This window comes from Streptomyces sp. NPDC058326 (genome assembly GCF_042879855.1).
In the GTDB taxonomy this organism is placed as follows: Bacteria; Actinomycetota; Actinomycetes; order Streptomycetales; family Streptomycetaceae; genus Streptomyces.
Genome location: NZ_JBHVZO010000007.1, coordinates 108,640 through 127,438, shown reverse-complemented (window position 1 = coordinate 127,438; position 18,799 = coordinate 108,640). Strand labels below are relative to the sequence as shown.

The window sequence follows — 18,799 nt, the reverse complement described above, 5'->3', positions numbered from 1 at the left end:
CACGCCCCGGGGGGGGCTGTCAGGCAACCGGCGCCCCAAGGCCCCCGGGGCCCGGGGCTTTGCGCCGTATCGGGCCCCGGGGATAGGGGGGCCCCCCTGGGGGGCCCCCCTTCGACGATGACGAGGTCCGACCCTTTCCCGGCCCCGCCCCGAGCCGACCGTTCCCCGGCCCTGCCCCTAGCCGACCGTTCCCCGGCCCTGCTCCGAGCGGGCCGTTCCCCCACCCCCCCCGGCACCCCGAGCCGGCCGGTCCTCCCGCCCCGGACCCCGCCGCCTCGATCCCGCCCCGGCCCCTTGCTTGACCTTGACACGGTGACAAGGTCTTCACTGCGGTCAAGGAGGTGGACCCATGACCCTGCCGAAAGAGGGCACCCACACGACGCGGGTTCTGCGAGCGCTGGAGAACCCCAGCTCGTCGGTCCGGCTGCGGGCGGCCATGGCGGTCGGCACGACCCCGGACCCGGATGTCGTCGGCACACTCGTCGAGCGCTGCGCGGTCGAACCCGAGTTCCCCGTACGGGAAGCGCTGACCTGGGCACTCACCCGCCACGCGGCAGCGGTGACGGTCCCGCTGCTGCTCGACGAGGTCCGTTCGGAGCGGGCGCAGGCGCGGAGCCAGGCGCTGCACACGCTGTCCAAGATCGGGGACCGGCGGGCCTGGCCGGTGGTCACGCCGGAGCTGCTCGCCGACGCCGACGACGAGGTGGCCCGGAGCGCCTGGCGGGCAGCGGTCGTGCTCGTGCCCGAAGGGGAGGAGCACGGGCTGGCCGTAGTGTTGGCGACACAGCTCGGGCGCGGCGAACGCGAGACGCAGCTGAGCCTCAGCCGGGCGCTGATCGCGCTCGGGGAGGCGATGACGCCCGTACTGGGCGCCGCGACGACGGATCCCGACCCTCGCGTGCGGGCGCACGCGCTCGCCACGGAACGGCTGTGGCGCGACCCGGATGCCGGATTCGAGTGCGCGATCGAGGAGGCGAAGCGTGTCGTGGCCCTCGGCGGAGCCGGGCCGGAGAGGCGGTAGGCGGTGCTGATCGGCGAGGTCGGGCGACGGGCCGGGGTCAGCGCCCGCATGCTCAGGCATTACGAGTCGCTCGGCCTGGTGCGGCCGACGGGACGCACCGGCTCCGGCTATCGCGAGTACTCCGGCGAGGACATCCGGCGGATCTTCCACATCGAGAGCCTGCGGGCCCTGGGGCTGCCGCTGCGTGACATCGGGCGTGCGCTCGACGACCCCGGCTTCGCACCCGGGGAGCTCGTCGACGTCCTCATCCGCCGGACGCGGGACCGCATCGCGGCCGAGACGGAGCTGCTCACGCGACTCCGCCGGATCGGCGCCGCGGAACCCGCCGACTGGGAGGACGTCCTCCAGGTCGTCGCGCTGCTCCAGGGCCTCGGGTCGAAGAGCCCGGGGGAGCGGCAGCGCGCCGCCCTGTCCGTGGTCGAGGACGTTCCGGTGCCGGTGGAAGCACTGGTCGAGGCCGTACTGAGCGAGTCGGACCCGATCGTCGCGGGAGCCCTTCGCTGGGCTCTGGCGCGCTCGGGCGAGGACGGGTCCGCACTCCTCGCGGAGGGCCTCGGCTCACCGGCGGCCGAGGTGCGGAAGCGGGCCGTCCTGTCCCTGGCCGAGCTTCCGGACGGCGAGGCGACCGAGCTGCTGCGGGAGGCCCTCACGCATCCCGACCCGGTGGTCCGCGGGTACGCGGCCCTGGCGCTCGGGGCCCGTGGGGTGGCCGACGCGGTGCCCACGCTCATCGGCCTGATCGTCGAGGGGAGGAACGACACCGACGCGGCAGACGCGCTGAGCACGCTGGCGAGTGACCCCGCGCTCGCGGACCGGATCACGACGGGCCTCGTCGCCCGCCTCACCGACGGCACCCCCGGCCTCACCGACGGCACCCCCGGGCTCGCCGACGGCACCACGGGGCAGCCCGCACGCCGACGGTTGACACAGGCGCTCGCGGACATCCCGGGGGACGCGGCCACGCGTGCCCTCGCGGACCTGGCCCACGACGAGGACCGGGCCGTCGCACTCACCGCGACCTACGTCCTCACCCTGCGCGACGCCCGCTAGCGCCACGCCCCACGCCCGCCCCCGCCCGGCCCGCCACTGCCCGGCCCGCCACCGCCCGGCCCGGCGCCGCTCTGTCCTGCCACCGCCCCGCCCCACCACTGCCCACCCCCCGCCCCGGCACTGCCACGGCCCCGCTGGCACCCCCGCCCCCCGCCCCCCGCCCCCGACCGACCTCACCGCCCGTTCAGCTCCGCCAGTTCCCCCGCCCCCAGGTCGAGATCGGCCGCCGCGGCCGAGTCCCGTACCGACGCGGGCCGGCTCGCCCCCGGGATCGGCAGCACCGTCTCCGAGCGGGTCAGCAGCCAGGCGAGCGCCACCCGCTGCGGGCTGACCCCACGGGCCCGTGCCACCCGGTGGAAGGCCCCGAAGCCTCCGTCCTCCTCCTGGCTGGAGGCGCCGTCCAGAGAGCTGCGCGAGATCCCGCCCAGCGGACTCCACGGCAGGAAGGCGAGCCCGAGGCCGGCGCAGAGCCGCAGCTCGGGCTCGCTCTCCCGTACCGCGGGCGAGTAGCGGTTCTGTACGGAGACCAGCCGGTCGCCCAGGATCTCGCGGGCCAGCAGGATCTGCGCCGTGTCGACGTTGGAGATCCCGGCGAGCCGGACCGTGCCGGCGTCCAGCAACTCCCGTACCGCTCCGAGGGATTCGGCGTACGGGACGGCCGGGTCCGGCTTGTGCAGCTGGTAGAGGCCGATCGGGGTCGACCCGAGCCGCCGCGCCGAGGCCTCCGCCGCCCGCCGCAGGTGCCAGGGGCGCCCGTCCACGGTCCAGCCGCCGTCCGCCGTACGGCCCCGGCCGCCCTTCGTCGCCACCAGGACGTCGTCCGTACGGCCGCCGTACGAGGCCAGGGCGCCGGCCACGAGCAGTTCGCCCTCGCCGGGCGCGCCGCCCGGCGGGTGGTACGAGTCGGCGGTGTCGAGCAGGGTCACCCCCGCGTCGAGGGCGGCGTGCACGGTGGCGACGGCCCGCGCCGCGTCCGGCCGGCCCTCGATGGAGAGCGGCATCGTGCCGAACCCGACCGCCCCGACCCGTACGTCTCCCAGCGTCCTGAACCGCATCAGCGCACCTCTCCGACCGTCTCGGCCACGGCCCGCGCGAGCCATTCGGAGGAATGCGAGAAGGAGTAACCGAGCCGGGTGGCACGGGAGTTGTCCATCGCGTACGAGCGGGCGAAGGAGAGCGGTGAGACCTCGCCGGCCGCCACCTCGTGGAAGACCGTCCGGCCGCCCACCCGCTTCTCGACCTCCGCGCAGAGGTCGGCGGTGGTGAGCGGGCCGTGGGAGTGGGCGTTCACCGGGCCGGTGAACGCGGCCTCGACCGCCCAGGCGAGGAAAGCGGCGATCTCCTCCACGTACACATAGGTCGCCGGACGGTTCCCCACGGGGACGGCGATCGGTTCGCCCGCCCGGACGCGCCGCGCGTAGTGGTCGAGCCGGCCGGTGAAGTCGTCCTCGCCGCCCAGCACATGGGCCACCCGCACCGACGTCCACGCGAAGGGCGGCTCCGCCGCGAAGACGGCCTCGGCCTGCCGCTTCCCCTCCCCGTAGTGCGTCTCGCGGAACTCGGGGTCGTCCCAGGCGAGGGCCGTGTCGACGGCGACGGCGCCGAGGTCGACGACGTCCTCGGCGACCGGTACGGCCGAGTCCTCGTCCGCGTACACCTCGACCGTCGAGGTCATCACATAGCGCCGGGTGCGCGTCCCGAACACGCGCCGGGAGATCTCCGCCTGACGCGGGGTGTAGCAGACCTGGTCCACCACGACATCGAAGGAACGGCCCGCGAGGACGGATTCCAGAGCGGTCTCGTCGTCGCGGTCGGCGACGAGGTGCTCGATTCCTTCCGGGGCGCCGGAAGAACCCCGGTTGAGCAGAGTGATCCGATGCCCGGATTCCCTCAGCAGTGCCACGAGGCGCTTTCCGAAATAGCGATTGCCGCCGATGACCAGAACGTCCATCACATTCCCCTCCCTTGTCCCGGAGCCCAAGTGTTACGTTGATCCGCCGCCGTCTGAAGGGGAGAACATGGGAGTCCGGGCCGTCGCACCGAAGGAACCACGGCCTTCGCGCCCCGCCACCGTCGAAACCTCGGTGGCCGCTTTCGACCCCGTCGACCGGCAGATCCTGGACCTCCTGCAGGGCGACGGCCGCATCAAGCTCAGCGAGCTCGGCCGCCGTGTCCGCCTCAGCCCCGCGGCCGTCACCGAGCGGGTCCGCCGTCTTGAGGCGAGCGGCGCGGTCACCGGCTACGGCGCCCATGTCTCCCCGGCCCGGCTGGGCTACGGCATCCAGGCCTTCATCCGCGTGAACCCCCACGGCGGCTACACCCTGAAGCACCCGAGGACCCTGGAGCTGACCGCCCGCCCGGAGGTCCTGGAGGTCCACCACGTGGTCGGCGAGGACTGCTGGATCCTCAAGGTCGCCGTCACCGACACCGGCCACCTGGAGGAGATCCTGGAGCAGACGACGGCCCTCGGCCGGACCACCACCTCGATCGTCCTGTCGTCCCCGGTGGAACGGAAGCCCCTGCTGCCGCCCGGCTGACGCCATCCCGCCTCGAAGCTCCTTGCCTTGACGTCGGCGTCAAGGCTTACGGTCGGGGACATGCGCATCGGAGAGCTGGCCGAGCGGGCCGGGACCACCACACGGACCCTGCGGTACTACGAGTCCCGTGGTCTCCTGACCGCCCGGCGCACGGAGCAGGGGTACCGCACGTACGACGAGGACGACCTGCGGCTCCTCCAGCAGATCAGGACCCTGCAGGACTTCGGGTTCGAGCTGGAGGAGACGCGGCCGTTCGTCGACTGCCTCCGCGCCGGGCATCCGGCCGGGGACTCCTGTCCCGCGTCGATCGCCGTCTACCGGCGGAAGGTCGCCGAGCTCGACGGGCTGATCGAACAGCTCCAGGCGGTACGCGCCCAGGTGGGCGCCCAGCTGCTGCGGGCCGAGGCGGAGCTGCCGCACGGCCCGGAGCCCCGGTGCGCACTCGGCACGGACACGATGACGGAGGGGTGACGGAGATGACGACGTACACGGAGGGCGTGGCCGAGGTCACGGACGCGGACTTCGGCACGGAGGTGCTGGAGGCCGGACTGCCGGTCCTGGTGAAGTTCACCGCGGAGTGGTGCGGCCCGTGCCGGCAGCTGAAGCCGGTGCTCGCCGCGATCGCCGCGGAGGAGGCGGGGCGGCTGCGGATCGTCGAGATCGACGTGGACCGGAACCCGGAGACCACGGTGAGGTACGGGGTGCTCGCGACCCCGACCATGATGGTGTTCCGGGCGGGGGAGCCGGTGAGGTCGATCGTCGGTGCCCGCCCGAAGCGCCGTCTCCTGGAGGACCTGCGGGACGTACTCGCCTAGCGGGAGCCAGGCCGGCGCTTCCGCAGGGCATACGGAAATACCCCGACTAGAATTGACAGTCGGGGTATTTCATCGCGTATATTGGGGGATTCGTGTCTGGAATCAACACAGACACAAAGAAGTTCAATAAACGCACTGTATCGCGCCGGGAGTCGAATTGTCAACCGAGGAATTTCGGAACGAGCAGCAATTCATCACCGATCTCTACGCACGCCTCGACGACCTGCGGGACGAGGCCGAGGCCGCCGTCGCGCGCGCCCTGCGCACCCCGGGCGTCGGCAGCAACCAGGGCCGGCTCGAACGGGACGTGATGGTCGCCGAACAGTCCGGACTGCTCGCCGCACTCGACGCGGGCGAGAGCGGCCTCTGTTTCGGCCGTCTCGTCTTCCGCGACGGGCGCGACCACCACATCGGCCGGCTCGGCATCCGCGAGGACGACCCGAACCGCACCCCGCTCGTCGTCGACTGGCGCGCCGAGGTCGCCCGCCCCTTCTACCTCGCCACCGGATACGAGCCGATGGGGCTCTCCCGCCGCCGGCACATCAGCACCCGCGGCCGCACCGTCACCGCCCTCCACGACGAGGTGCTCGACCTCGCCGACGCCACCCGCACCGGGTACGAGAGCCGCGACGCCGACGAGGTGCTGCTCGCCGCGCTCGACGCCGCCCGCACCGGCCGGATGCACGACATCGTGCAGACCATCCAGGCCGAACAGGACGCCATCATCCGCTCCCCGCACCGGGGCGTGCTCGTCGTCGAGGGCGGCCCCGGCACCGGCAAGACGGCCGTCGCCCTGCACCGGGCCGCGTACCTCCTCTACGCGCACCGCGAGCAGCTGGCCAAGCGGGCCGTCCTCATCGTCGGACCCAACCCGGCCTTCCTCGGCTACATCGGCAACGTCCTGCCCTCCCTCGGCGAGACCGGCGTCCTCCTCGCCACCCCCGCCGAGCTCTTCCCCGGCGTCCGCGCCACCGGCACCGACACCCCCCGCGCCGCCGCCGTCAAGGGCTCCGCCGCCATGGCGGACGCCCTCGCCGCCGCCGTACGCGACCGCCAGCAGGTCCCCGAGCGCGGTGAACCGCTGATCGTCCCGCACGAGGACGGCGACCTCGTCATCGACTGGGACATGGCCCTCGAGGCCCGCCACAAGGCCCGGGAGACGGCCCTCCCGCACAACCTGGCCCGCCCCTACTTCGTCTTCCGGATCCTGGACGCGCTCGCCGAACAGCTCGCCGACCGCATCGGCGCCGACCCCTACGGCGGCCCCAACTTCCTCGGCCCCGACGACATCGCGCTGCTCGCCAAGGGCATCGCCGCCAACCCCGAGGTGCACGCCACGATCGAGACCCTCTGGCCCGCGCTCACCCCGCAGCAGTTCCTCGCCGGTTACCTGGCCGAGCCCACCCACCTGCCCGAGGCGGACGCCGCCGAGATCCGGCGCGAGGGCGGGCCGTGGACCCCCGCCGACGTACCGCTGCTCGACGAGGCCGCCGAACTCCTCGGCGAGGACGACTCCGCCGCCCGCGCCGCCGAGGAGGCCGAACGGCAGAAGCAGATCCAGTACGCGCAGGGCGTCCTCGACGTCTCCTACGCCTCCCGCACCTATGAGTTCGAGGACAAGGAGGAGCAGGACAAGGACGCGTCCGAGGTCCTCTCGGCCCACGACATCATCGACGCCGAACGCTTCGCCGAGCGCCACGAGGAGGCCGACCACCGCACCGCCGCCGAACGCGCCGCCGCCGACCGGACGTGGGCCTTCGGACACATCATCGTCGACGAGGCCCAGGAGCTCTCCGCGATGGCCTGGCGGCTCCTCATGCGCCGCAGCCCCACCCGCTCGATGACCCTGGTCGGCGACCCCGCGCAGACCGGCGACCCGGCGGGCGTCGGCGCCTGGGAGCGGATCCTCGCCCCGTACGTGCAGGAGCGCTGGGAGCTGGTGCGGCTCGGCGTCAACTACCGTACGCCGGCCGAGATCATGGCCGTCGCCGCCGAGGTGCGGAGGGCCGACGACCCAGGCTTCGAACCGCCGAGTTCCGTGCGCTCCACGGGCGTGGAGCCCTGGGACCGGACGGTCGACGACCCGGTCAAGGAGGCCGCCGACGCGGTGGTGGCGGAGCTGCGCACCGAGGGCCGGATCGCCGTCATCGCCCCGCCGGAGCTGCACCCGGGCCTGGTCGCGGCCCTCCCGGACGCCGCCCACGGCCCGGCCCCCGACCTCACCCGGCCGGTGGTCCTGCTCGACCCCCGGCAGGCGAAGGGCCTGGAGTTCGACACGGTCCTGGTCGTCGACCCCGACGCCATCGTCGCCGGCGCCACGCACGGGACCAACGACCTGTACGTGGCGCTGACCCGGGCGACGCAGCGGCTCGGGATCATCCGGACGACGGCGGCGCGACCCGGTCCGTGACCACGGACGCCCCCGCCCCCGCACGAGGCGGGCGGGGGCGGGGGCGCCCGGGGCTCACGCGGGCCGCAGCCAGACCGTCGCCAGCGGCGGGAGCGTCATGCGGATGCTCGCCGAGCGCCCGTGGTGCGGCACCGACTCCGTCTTCACCGGGTCGCGCCCCACCACGTCCCCACCGCCGTACCGGCCCGCGTCCGTGTTCAGGACCTCCGTCCAGGCGACCACCGCGTCCGGCACCCCGAGCCGGTAGTCGTGCCGGACGACCGGGGAGAAGTTCGAGACGGCGAGCAGCGGCGAACCGATCGCGTCGAAGCGCAGGAAGGCGAAGACGTTGTCCTCGGCGGCGTCCCCGACCACCCACTGGAAGCCCTCGGGAGCGGTGTCCCGCTCCCAGAGCGAGGGCGTCGCCGTGTAGACCGTGTTCAGGTCGCGGACGAGATCCCGCACCCCCCGGTGGTCCGGCTCCGCCCCGTACGCCGGGTCGAGCAGCCACCAGTCCGGCCCGTGGTCCGCCGACCACTCCGCGCCCTGCGCGAACTCCTGCCCCATGTAGAGCAGTTGCTTGCCCGGATGCGCCCACATGAAGCCGAGGTAGGCGCGGTGGTTGGCGCGCTGCTGCCACCAGTCGCCCGGCATCTTCGACACCAGGGCCCGCTTGCCGTGCACCACCTCGTCGTGGGAGATCGGCAGGATGTAGTTCTCGCTGTACGCGTACACCATCGAGAAGGTCATCTCGTTGTGGTGGTACTTGCGGTGCACCGGCTCCTTCTGCACGTACTGGAGCGAGTCGTGCATCCAGCCCATGTTCCACTTCATGCCGAATCCCAGACCGCCGAAGCCGCCGGGACCCACCTGGTCCGTCGCCCGCGTCACCCCGTCCCAGGCCGTCGACTCCTCGGCGAACGTGATGATCCCCGGGCAGCGCCGGTACACGGTCGCGTTCATCTCCTGGAGGAAGGCGACCGCGTCCAGGTTCTCCCGGCCGCCGAACTCGTTCGGCAGCCACTCGCCGTGCTCCCGCGAGTAGTCCAGGTAGAGCATCGACGCCACCGCGTCCACCCGCAGACCGTCGATGTGGAACTCCTGGCACCAGTAGACGGCGTTCGCCACCAGGAAGTTCCGCACCTCCTTGCGTCCGTAGTCGAACTCCAGGGTCCCCCAGTCCGGGTGGTGCGAGCGGCGCGGGTCCTCGTGCTCGTACAGCGGGCGCCCGTCGAACTCGGCCAGTGCCCAGTCGTCCTTCGGGAAGTGCGCGGGGACCCAGTCCATCAGGACGCCGATGCCCGCCCGGTGCAGCGCGTCGACCAGGAACCTGAAGTCGTCCGGGGTGCCCATCCGGGCCGTCGGCGCGTAGAACCCGGTGACCTGGTAACCCCAGGAACCGCCGAAGGGGTGCTCGGTGACCGGCATCAGCTCCACATGCGTGAAACCGAGATCGCGGACGTACGCGGGCAGCTGCTCGGCCAGCTGGCGGTACGTGAGTCCGGGCCGCCACGACGGCAGGTGCACCTCGTAGACCGACAGCGGCGCCTCGTGGTGCGGACGCGCCCCACGCCGCTCCATCCACTCCGCGTCGTCCCAGCTGTAGTGCGAGGCCGTGACGATCGACGCGGTGTTCGGCGGGCACTCGGTGCGGCGGGCCATCGGGTCCGCCCGGAGGGTGTGCGTACCGTCGGGCCGCGTGATGTCGTACTTGTAGACCGCGCCCTCCCCGATCCCCGGCACGAACAGCTCCCACACGCCCGTCGAACCCAGTGAGCGCATCGGAAGGCCGGTGCCGTCCCAGTGCGTGAAGTCACCGGTGACCCGCACCCCGCGCGCGTTCGGCGCCCAGACCGCGAAACGGGTGCCCGTCACGCCCTCGTGCGTCATCGGATGGGAGCCGAGCGCCGTCCACAGCTCCTCGTGCCGGCCCTCGCCGATGAGATGCAGGTCCAGCTCACCCAGGGAGGGCAGGAAGCGGTACGGATCCTGGACGGCGATCTCGTCCCCGTCGTAGCGGACCCGCAACTCGTACGCGGGCACCTTGCGGAGCAGCGGCAGGAGCCCCGTGAAGAGGCCGTCGCCCTCGTCGTGCAGCGGGATCCGCTTGCCCTTGGCGAGAACGGTGACCTCCTTCGCCCACGGGCGCAACACCCGTACCACCACCCCGCCGCGCACCGGATGCGCGCCGAGCACGCCGTGCGGGTCGTGGTGCTCCCCGGCGAGCAGCCGGGCCCGGTCACCCGGATGGAGCGGTGGCGCCTTGCGGGGCGCGGGGGACTTGGTGGTGCTGCGGGCCGTCTTGCCTGCGGGGCGGGCGGTCACCGGGGGTGCCTCCTAAGGGGTACGGGGTACGGATGCGCAACGGTGGGGTACGGGGGCGGGACACTCGGCCGAACGGGGGCGGGTGGGGTTCGCGCAGGCGGGGCGGCTTGGACGGCCACCCCGGAATTGCTCCGAACGGGTAGCCCGTGCCGGGGCCGCCGCCCCGGGCCCGTGCCGGGGCCGCCGCCCCGGGCCCGTGCCGGGCCGCCGCCTCGGGCTCCTGCCGGGCCGCGGCCTCGGGCTCCTGCCGGGCCGCCGCCTCGGGCCCCGGATGCGGGCGCGGGCTCCGCCGGAGCGGCGCCGCCCCCCGTCGCGGGCGTGAGTTCCGCCGGGGCGGGCCCACCCGTGCCGCCCCCCGCCGTGCCGCGTTGTGGGCATCTGTTCCGCAAGGGCGGAACGGGTGGGCACAACGGAACGGCGCCCCTTGCCGGGCCCAGGCTTCCGGGCCTGAACCCGCACCCCTTGTGCGCCGCGCCTGTTTGGCGCGGGTCCAGGCACAAGGGGCGAGGCGCCCGCCGAAGGGCGCCGTCCCGTGTGCCCACCCGTCCCGCCCCAGCGGGACGATTGCCCACACGGGGGTGGGGAGGGCGGAGTGCGGTTGCCCACACGGGGGTGGGGAGGGCGGAGTGCGTTGCCGACACGGGGGTGGCGGGGTTCGGGTGCCCACACGGGGGTGGGGGTGGGCGGGGTTCGGGTGCCCGCGCGGGGGTGGGCGGAGTGCGGTTGCCCACGCGCGGGTGGGCAGGGGGCGGGTGGTTGCCCACACGGGGGTGGGAGTGGGCAGGGGCCGGGTGGTTGCCCGCGCGGGGGTGGGTGGTTGCCCGCACGGCCGTGGGGCAGGGTCGCGGCCCGGTGGCAGGGGGCCCCGGGCCGGTGGGGCGCGGCGGGTGGGGGACGGGGGCGTCATCGTGGAGCCGCCAGGCGTTCGATCGCGGACATCGGGACCGGCAGCCAGTCCGGCCGGTGCCGCGCCTCGTACACGACCTCGTACACCGCCTTGTCCGTCTCGTACGCGTGCAGCAGCGCGGGATCCGCCCGAGGATCCGCCCCCGCCACCTCCGCGTACCCCGTGCAGTACGCCGCCCGGCACCGCGCCGCCCACTCCGCGTTCCACGGCCGGTGCGTGCGGGCCGCGTAGTCGAAGGAGCGGAGCATGCCGGCCACGTCGCGGACCGTCGGCTGGGGGCTGCGCCGTTCGTCCAGCGGCTTCGCCGGCTCGCCCTCGAAGTCGATGACGGCCCAGCCGCCGTCGGCCCCCCGCAGGGTCTGCCCCAGGTGCAGGTCGCCGTGGATGCGCTGGACGGCGTCGCCGCCGGCCGCGCCGCTCGCCGCCGCGAAGACGGCCCGCAGGCCCGGCACGTGCGGCAGGAGCGCGGGCACTGCCTGCGCGGCCGAGTGCAGCCGCCGGTCCATCGCCGCCGCCAGCTGCTCGGTCTCGGCACGGGTGAGCCGCCGGGTCGGCAGGGCCTCGGCGAGGGCGAGGTGCACCTCGGCCGTGGCCCGGCCGAGGTCGTGCGCCTCGGAGGTGAACTCCCGCCCCTCGGCGAGCGCGTCGAGCGCGAGCCGCCAGCCGTCCCGGGAGTCCCGCAGATAGGGCTGGAGGACTCCGAGGGTGGCGGCCCCCGACTCGAACCAGGCGACCGGGGCCGGGACTCGCGCGCAGCCGGCCCCGGCCAGGGCGAGGGGCAGCTCCAGATCGGGGTTGGCCCCGGGGCTGACCCTGCGGAAGATCTTGAGGATGAACGAATCTCCGTAGACGAGAGACGAGTTGGACTGCTCGGCGTCCAGCACGCGGGGTGCGAGCGCGGCGGGCAGGGCGGTGGTGGCGTGGAAGCGCAGGGGGCCGGTCCGGCCCGGGGTGCGCAGCCGCTCGTAGAGGAGGCCGGCGAGCCGCGGGTCGCGCAGCCCTTCGTAGACGGCGCGGCCGGCGAGCGGTCCCTGCCGGATCCGCCCGATCAGGGCGGGGGCGAGTCGGGGCGGGAGCTGGCTCCGTACGCCCAGGAGCAGTTGGTAGCAGTCGGTGGGTGTGCCGGGCGGGCGGCTCGGCTGTTCGACCCGTACGAGCAGATGCAGAAGGCCGGGCCCCGCGCCGTCCACGGGCAGCAGCTCGGTGGCCGCGTCCAGCGTGAATCCGGTGACCCGGCGGCCCTTGCCCGCGAACCAGCGCTGCCGTGGCAGCCATTCGTGGAGCAGGGGGGCGAGGGACGGAAGGAGGGCGTCCGGGGCCCGGGTGGTGGATGCGGTCTCCAGCATGGCATCGCGTCCTTTCCCCGGGGCGCGCAGTTGGCTGTCGTATGCGTTCAAATGCGCAGAGTGTCCCGGATGGCGGCTAGGGCTGTCCGGATGTGCGGGACGTGTCGGAGGGGAAGATCCGTATGGGCCCGGCAAGAAGGCCCGGATGGACCTGAATCGTGTGTGGGTCACAGTGCCCAGGGTGGGACGGGGGAAACCGCCCCACGCCGGACGGGAACCGAACTGACCGGCGGTCAGCCCTTCTTGAGACGGAACCAGTAGAAGCCGTGTCCCGCAAGGGTCAGGAGGTACGGCAGCTGGCCGATGGCCGGGAACTTCACGCCGCCGATGAGTTCCACCGGGTGCGTGCCGTCGAAGCGGCGCAGGTCGAGTTCGGTCGGCTGCGCGAACCGCGAGAAGTTGTTCACACAGAGCACCTGATCGTCGCCGTCCTCGCGGAGGAAGGCGAGCACCGCCGGGTTGGACGCCGGGAGTTCGGTGTACCTGCCCGTGCCGAACGCCCGGTTCTGCTTACGGATCTCGATCATCCGCTTCGTCCAGTGGAGCAGCGAGGACGGTGAGGCCATGCCCGCCTCGACGTTGGTCACCTGGTAGCCGTGGACGGGGTCCATGATGGCCGGCAGGTAGAGCCGCCCCGGGTCGCAGGAGGAGAAGCCCGCGTTCCGGTCGGGCGTCCACTGCATCGGGGTGCGGACGCCGTCCCGGTCACCGAGCCAGATGTTGTCGCCCATGCCGATCTCGTCGCCGTAGTACAGCACCGGCGAGCCGGGCAGCGAGAAGAGCAGGGCGGTGAACAGCTCCATCTGGTTGCGGTCGTTGTCGAGGAGCGGGGCGAGCCGGCGCCGGATGCCGATGTTGGCCCGCATGCGCGGGTCCTTGGCGTACTCGGCGTACATGTAGTCGCGTTCCTCGTCCGTGACCATCTCGAGCGTGAGCTCGTCGTGGTTGCGCAGGAAGATGCCCCACTGGCAGCCGGAGGGGATCGCCGGGGTCTTGGCGAGGATCTCCGAGACCGGGTACCGCGACTCCCGCCGTACGGCCATGAAGATGCGGGGCATGACCGGGAAATGGAAGGCCATGTGGCACTCGTCGCCGCCCGAGCTGAAGTCGCCGAAGTAGTCGACGACGTCCTCAGGCCACTGGTTGGCCTCGGCGAGCAGCACCGTGTCCGGGTAGTGGTCGTCGATCTCCTTGCGGACCCGCTTGAGGAAGGCGTGGGTGGCGGGGAGGTTCTCGCAGTTGGTGCCCTCCTGCTGGTACAGGTACGGCACCGCGTCGAGCCGGAAGCCGTCGATCCCGAGGTCCAGCCAGAACTTCAGCGCGGAGAGGATCTCCTCCTGCACGGCCGGGTTCTCGTAGTTGAGGTCGGGCTGGTGCGAGAAGAAGCGGTGCCAGTAGTACTGCTTGCGGACCGGGTCGAAGGTCCAGTTGGAGGACTCGGTGTCGACGAAGATGATCCGGGCGTCCGGGTACTGCTTGTCGTCGTCCGCCCAGACGTAGTAGTCGCCGTACGGTCCGTCCGGGTCGCGACGCGACTCCTGGAACCAGGGGTGCTGGTCGCTCGTGTGGTTCATGACGAAGTCGATGACCACGCGCATCCCGCGCTGGTGGGCCGAGTCGACGAACTCGACGAAGTCGGCCAGGTCGCCGAACTCGGGCAGCACCGACGTGTAGTCGGCGACGTCGTAGCCGCCGTCCCTCAGCGGGGACTTGAAGAACGGCGGCAGCCAGAGGCAGTCCACGCCCAGCCACTGGAGGTAGTCCAGTTTGGACGTGATGCCCTTCAGGTCGCCGACGCCGTCCCCGTTGCTGTCCTGGAAGGACCGGACGAGGACCTCGTAGAAGACGGCCCGCTTGAACCAGTCGGGATCACGGTCCTTGGCGGGGGTGTCCTCGAAGGTGTCGGGGACGGGCTCGTTGACAGTCATGATGTGGGTGACCCTCCGGTCTGCGGGGACGGTCGCAGGACGAGGACGTGCGCGGGCGTGACACCCGGTTCCAGACGCACGTAGCCGGCCCTGCCCCAGTGATAGGTCTCGCCGGTGAGCTCGTCGCGCACCGGCACGGTCTCGTGCCAGTCGAGGCCGAGTTCCGGCATGTTCAACGAGACCGTCGCCTCCTGGGTGTGGTGCGGGTCGAGGTTGACGACCACCAGAACGGTGTTCGAACCGGAGCGCTTGCTGTACGCGATCACCTGCGGGTTGTCGGTGTCGTGGAAGCTCAGGTTCCGCAGCCGGCGCAGGGCCGGGTGGCGGCGCCTGATCCGGTTCAGGGCCGTGATCAGAGGGGTGATCGTCGCCCCCGACCGCTCCGCCGACTCCCAGTCTCGCGGCTTCAGTTGGTACTTCTCCGAGTCCAGGTACTCCTCGCTGCCGTCCCGCAGCGGGGTGTTCTCGCACAGCTCGTACCCGGCGTACACGCCCCAGGTCGGCGAGAGCGTCGCGGCGAGCACCGCCCGCACCTCGAACGCCGGACGCCCGCCCTCCTGGAGGTAGGCGTGCAGGATGTCCGGGGTGTTCACGAAGAAGTTCGGCCGCATCTGCGCCGCCGTCTCCCCGGACAGCTCCGTCAGGTACTCCGTGAGCTCGTCCTTCGTGTTCCGCCAGGTGAAGTACGTGTACGACTGCTGGAAGCCGATCGCGCCGAGCGTGCGCATCATCGCCGGCCGGGTGAAGGCCTCCGCCAGGAAGATCACGTCCGGGTCGGCCCGGTTGATCTCGCCGATCACCCGCTCCCAGAACACCACCGGCTTGGTGTGCGGGTTGTCGACGCGGAAGATCCTGACCCCGTGGCCCATCCAGTGCCGAAGCACCCGCACGGTCTCCGCGACGATCCCGTCCATGTCGGTGTCGAACGCGAGGGGATAGATGTCCTGGTACTTCTTCGGCGGGTTCTCCGCGTACGCGATCGAACCGTCCGGACGGTGGTGGAACCACTCCGGGTGCTTCTCCACCCACGGATGGTCGGGGGAGCACTGGAGCGCGAAGTCCAGGGCGATCTCCAGACGCAGCTCCCGGGCCCGCGCCACGAAGGCGTCGAAGTCCTCGAAGGTGCCCAGGTCCGGGTGGAGCGCGTCGTGCCCGCCCTCCGGGGAGCCGATCGCCCACGGCACGCCGACGTCGTTCGGCGACGCCGAGAGCGAGTTGTTGGGGCCCTTGCGGTGGGTCTCGCCGATCGGGTGCACCGGCGGCAGGTACACCACGTCGAAGCCCATCGCCGCGATCGCCGGAAGCCGCTCGGCGGCGGTGCGGAAGTTGCCCGGGACCGTACGGCCCTTCACCTTCCGTACGCCCTCCGAGCGCGGGAAGAACTCGTACCAGGAGCCGAACAGGGCGCGCTCCCGTTCCACCTGGAGCGGCAACGCCGGTGAGGCCGACAGGAGTTCGCGCAGCGGGTGACGGTCGAGGACCTCGACGACCCGGGGCGTGAGCGCCGCCGCGAGCCGGGCGGCGGCCGGCCGGGACGTGTCGCGCAGCGCGTCGGCGGCGGCGAGCACGGACTCCCGGCCGCCGCCCTTCTTCGGGACGCCCTTCGCGGCGCGCTCGTGCAGCTCGGCGCCCTCGGCGAGGACCAGTTCTGAGTCGATCCCGGCCGGGATCTTGATCCTCGCCGTGTGGCGCCAGGTGGCCACCGGGTCGCTCCACGCCTCGACGGTGTACGTCCACAGCCCCTCGGCGTTGGGGGTGACCTCGGCACCCCACCGGTCGGTGCCCGGAGCCAGTTCGCGCATCGGGGTCCAGGGGCCTGGGCGGCCCGAGGGGCCGCGTAGCACGACATTGGCGGCGACCGCGTCGTGGCCCTCGCGGAAGACGGTCGCCGTCACCTCGAAGGTCTCTCCGGCCACCGCCTTCGCGGGGCGCCGGCCGCAGTCGACCAGCGGGCGGACGTCCAGTACGGGAATGCGTCCCATGAGCGGATTCACAGCATCACCTGACGGGTTACGGGGGTGCGGGTGGTGGTGCGCTCTTTCTAGCTCCGACGACGGCCGGCGGGTTGCGGGCATGGCCGCTCCTGTCCGCGTTCACTCGGATGGGGGGTCCACAGGGATGAAGAGGGGTACGGGCAGACGGGTTCGGGGGACGTACCGGAGGAGCCTTCCCACGGTCCCCGGGTGGGCAATCCAGACGCTTTGTTAACTACTAGGGCGTAGCCGCACCGGCAAGCACGGGACCCGGACAAGAAAACGGCCCCGCCCTTGGGGGCGAGGCCTGATTCCGTCGGTCAGGGGCGAGGCATGGCGTCCGGTTCGTCCGCGTCCGTCGACCAGATCTGCCAGGGCTGGCGGGCCACCCACTCCTCCACCGGGGCCGGTTCGAGGGCCAGGACCTCCACCGACACCCCGTCGTCCGCCATCAGGAGCGGGTCGGCCCCGCTCGCCATGTAGTGGTAGATCCCGGCCACCCCGGCTGCCGTCTCCGGGCCGAGGAGCTGGGCCAGCCCGCGCTCGAAAGCGGCCGGATCCAGCTCCTCGTACCGCACCGGCCGGCCGAGACCCCGGCCGAACGCCGCCGCGAGTTCACCGCCCGTCAGGGAGCGTTCGCCCCCGATGTCGAAGGTCCGCCCCTCCAGTCCCTCCCCGGTCAGCGCCGCGAGCGCCGCCTCAGCCAGACCCCGGTGCGAGAGCCACGCCGTGCGCGCGGACGCCGGCAGCGGATAGGCGAGCACGCCGTCCTCGACCAGGGCCGGGCCGTTCCACGGCGAGAACAGGTTGTCCAGGTACACCGGCGGACGGATCACCACCAGCGGCACCCCGCTCTCCCGCAGCACCCTCTCCACGAGCCGCCGCGTCTCGAACGCGGGGACGTCCGTCAGGTCCAGCGGGATCCGCGTGTTGGCGTTGAAGACCAGACGGACCGTCCCCGCCTCCAGGGCCGCCTCCGCCACGTTCCGCGCGTACGCCGCGACCCGCTCGGCCTCGTACACCAGCGGCATCGTGACGAACGCGTGCGTCGTCCCCTCGAAGAGCCGCCGCACGTCCTCCGGCCGGCCCAGCTCACCGGCGAGGAAATGGGCACCGGGCAGCGGCGGCCGGTCGGCCGCGGCGCGCCGGGTCAGGGCCCGCACCCGATGGTGCCGCTCGGCCAGCAGGCGGGAGACCGCGCCGCCCTGGAACCCGGTCGCGCCCACGACCGCCACCCGCATCGGAATCTCACTGGACATATCTGTCTGAGGCCCTTCGATAGACTTCGGCCGCTGCCGTGCCGGCGTCATCAAGGCTCGCCGCGGCGGCTTCGGCCGTTCAATTAACAAACCGGGGCGGAAGTTGAAGGATCGTCCATGGACACCGTGGGAACCGACCGTCACGCACAGCTCGCCGTACCGCACGCCGTACCGCACGGCGAGCGGGAGGACGAGCAGGAAGACCTGCTGAGCGAACTGCTCAAACCCCTCCGCCTCACCGGCGTCTTCGACAGCCGCTGGCACGTCCGCGCCCCCTGGGCCATCGAGGGCGACGCCGAACGCAGCTGCGCCGTCCTCCACTACGTCGTCGAGGGCGACTGCTGGATCACCACCGACGAGGAACCCCCCGTCGAACTGCACGCCGGAGACCTCGTCGTCTTCCCCACCGGAGCCGCACACCGCCTCTCCGACCGGCCCGAACGCCAGGGCGTCCCCCTCAAGGCCGTCCTGCCCGAACGGCAGCCCGGCACCTCGGGCGAAATCGTCATCGGCGGCAGCGGAGCCGAGGGCCGGCTGCTCTGCGCCGGACTCCACTACGACGCCAGCGCCGCCACCGGCCTCTACACCTCCCTGCCCTGGGCGCTCGTCCTCGACGGCGCCCAGGTCGACCGCGAGCCGCTGCTCCGCGACACGCTCCGGCTGCTCGCCGCCCCCGACCGGCCCGTCGGCCCCGGCGACCGGCTCATCACCCTGCGGGCCTTCGAGATGGCCCTGGTCCTCGCGCTCCGCCCGCTGCTCCGCGAACTCGCCGTGAACCCGGCGTCCCTGCCGCTGCTCGGGCACCCGGCGATCAGCCGGGCCGTCGTCATGATGGCGACCCGCTTCGCCGAACCGTGGACGATCGACTCCCTCGCCCGGGAGGTCGGCATGTCCCGCTCCGCGTTCACCGCCGCCTTCCGCGACCTGGTCGGCGAGTCACCGGCCCGGTACCTCGCCGCCCGCCGGATGCAGGAGGCCGGCCGGCTGCTCACCGAGACCTCGCTCCCGCAGTCGGCCGTGCCCGCCCGCGTCGGCTACCAGAGCGCCGTCGGCTTCCACCTCGCCTTCCGCAAATGGTTCGGGGTGACCCCGGGGGAGTACCGCTCGGGAGCCGTCCGGGCGGCCTGAGCGGCGGCGGCCCGGACGGCCCGGACCGCGCGGTCCCGGCCGACCTGACATCTTCGGGGGCCCCTGGACGGTTCTTAAGGACCCCTGGCCGGACGTTCATTGTCCGGCCGGGCCGCCCCGG

At 72.7% G+C, this 18,799-nt stretch carries 14 protein-coding genes; 7 read left to right on the top strand and 7 right to left on the bottom strand.

Annotation, left to right across the window (positions count from 1 at the left end; translation table 11 throughout):
- Positions 1 to 349: 349 nt before the first annotated feature.
- Both ACFVYX_RS15830 and ACFVYX_RS15825 read left to right on the top strand, forming a co-directional pair.
- The gene (locus ACFVYX_RS15830; RefSeq protein WP_389681938.1) at positions 350 to 1,021 is read left to right on the top strand and encodes a HEAT repeat domain-containing protein; all 672 of its coding nucleotides are present in this window, start codon (positions 350 to 352) and stop codon (positions 1,019 to 1,021) included.
- 3 nt (positions 1,022 to 1,024) lie between these two features.
- The gene (locus ACFVYX_RS15825) at positions 1,025 to 2,071 is read left to right on the top strand and encodes a HEAT repeat domain-containing protein (protein ID WP_389681937.1); all 1,047 of its coding nucleotides are present in this window, start codon (positions 1,025 to 1,027) and stop codon (positions 2,069 to 2,071) included.
- Between the two features lie 173 nt (positions 2,072 to 2,244).
- On the opposite strand, the gene ACFVYX_RS15820 is transcribed toward ACFVYX_RS15825, so the two are convergent.
- Together ACFVYX_RS15820 and ACFVYX_RS15815 are read right to left on the bottom strand one after the other, a co-directional pair.
- The gene (locus ACFVYX_RS15820) at positions 2,245 to 3,126 is read right to left on the bottom strand and encodes an aldo/keto reductase (RefSeq protein ID WP_389681936.1); all 882 of its coding nucleotides are present in this window, start codon (positions 3,124 to 3,126) and stop codon (positions 2,245 to 2,247) included.
- On the bottom strand, positions 3,126 to 4,022 hold the full coding sequence (locus tag ACFVYX_RS15815; protein WP_389682096.1) for an NAD-dependent epimerase/dehydratase family protein: 897 nt from the start codon (positions 4,020 to 4,022) through the stop codon (positions 3,126 to 3,128). The genes ACFVYX_RS15820 and ACFVYX_RS15815 overlap by 1 nt, the downstream gene beginning before the upstream one ends.
- A gap of 67 nt (positions 4,023 to 4,089) precedes the next feature.
- Here ACFVYX_RS15815 and ACFVYX_RS15810 point away from each other — a divergent pair, with 67 nt between their 5' ends.
- The 4 genes from ACFVYX_RS15810 (at position 4,090) to ACFVYX_RS15795 (ending at position 7,833) form a co-directional block, all read left to right on the top strand.
- The gene (locus ACFVYX_RS15810; RefSeq protein WP_389681935.1) at positions 4,090 to 4,608 is read left to right on the top strand and encodes an Lrp/AsnC family transcriptional regulator; all 519 of its coding nucleotides are present in this window, start codon (positions 4,090 to 4,092) and stop codon (positions 4,606 to 4,608) included.
- A 60-nt stretch (positions 4,609 to 4,668) separates the two neighbouring features.
- The gene (locus ACFVYX_RS15805; protein ID WP_389681934.1) at positions 4,669 to 5,079 is read left to right on the top strand and encodes a MerR family transcriptional regulator; all 411 of its coding nucleotides are present in this window, start codon (positions 4,669 to 4,671) and stop codon (positions 5,077 to 5,079) included.
- A 5-nt stretch (positions 5,080 to 5,084) separates the two neighbouring features.
- Positions 5,085 to 5,423 (top strand): thioredoxin family protein, encoded by a 339-nt coding sequence (locus tag ACFVYX_RS15800; protein ID WP_389681933.1) that lies wholly within the window; start codon positions 5,085 to 5,087, stop codon positions 5,421 to 5,423.
- 157 nt (positions 5,424 to 5,580) lie between these two features.
- On the top strand, positions 5,581 to 7,833 hold the full coding sequence (locus tag ACFVYX_RS15795) for a HelD family protein (RefSeq protein WP_389681932.1): 2,253 nt from the start codon (positions 5,581 to 5,583) through the stop codon (positions 7,831 to 7,833).
- A 54-nt stretch (positions 7,834 to 7,887) separates the two neighbouring features.
- Here the strand turns inward: ACFVYX_RS15795 and glgB are convergent, their stop codons facing one another.
- The 5 genes from glgB to ACFVYX_RS15770 all read right to left on the bottom strand — a co-directional run bounded on the left by glgB (position 7,888) and on the right by ACFVYX_RS15770 (position 17,550).
- On the bottom strand, positions 7,888 to 10,137 hold the full coding sequence (glgB, locus tag ACFVYX_RS15790) for a 1,4-alpha-glucan branching enzyme (RefSeq protein WP_389681931.1): 2,250 nt from the start codon (positions 10,135 to 10,137) through the stop codon (positions 7,888 to 7,890).
- Positions 10,138 to 11,040: 903 nt separating this feature from the next.
- Positions 11,041 to 12,390 (bottom strand): maltokinase, encoded by a 1,350-nt coding sequence (locus ACFVYX_RS15785; protein WP_389681930.1) that lies wholly within the window; start codon positions 12,388 to 12,390, stop codon positions 11,041 to 11,043.
- 233 nt (positions 12,391 to 12,623) lie between these two features.
- Complete coding sequence (gene treS / locus ACFVYX_RS15780; RefSeq protein WP_389681929.1) at positions 12,624 to 14,318, bottom strand: maltose alpha-D-glucosyltransferase; 1,695 nt, start codon at positions 14,316 to 14,318, stop codon at positions 12,624 to 12,626.
- Complete coding sequence (locus ACFVYX_RS15775; RefSeq protein WP_389681928.1) at positions 14,315 to 16,300, bottom strand: alpha-1,4-glucan--maltose-1-phosphate maltosyltransferase; 1,986 nt, start codon at positions 16,298 to 16,300, stop codon at positions 14,315 to 14,317. Before ACFVYX_RS15775 ends, treS begins: the two co-directional genes overlap by 4 nt.
- A gap of 311 nt (positions 16,301 to 16,611) precedes the next feature.
- Positions 16,612 to 17,550 (bottom strand): SDR family oxidoreductase, encoded by a 939-nt coding sequence (locus tag ACFVYX_RS15770; protein ID WP_389681927.1) that lies wholly within the window; start codon positions 17,548 to 17,550, stop codon positions 16,612 to 16,614.
- A 117-nt stretch (positions 17,551 to 17,667) separates the two neighbouring features.
- Between ACFVYX_RS15770 and ACFVYX_RS15765 the strand changes: the two genes are divergently transcribed.
- Positions 17,668 to 18,678 (top strand): AraC family transcriptional regulator, encoded by a 1,011-nt coding sequence (locus tag ACFVYX_RS15765; protein ID WP_389681926.1) that lies wholly within the window; start codon positions 17,668 to 17,670, stop codon positions 18,676 to 18,678.
- Positions 18,679 to 18,799: the final 121 nt, after the last annotated feature.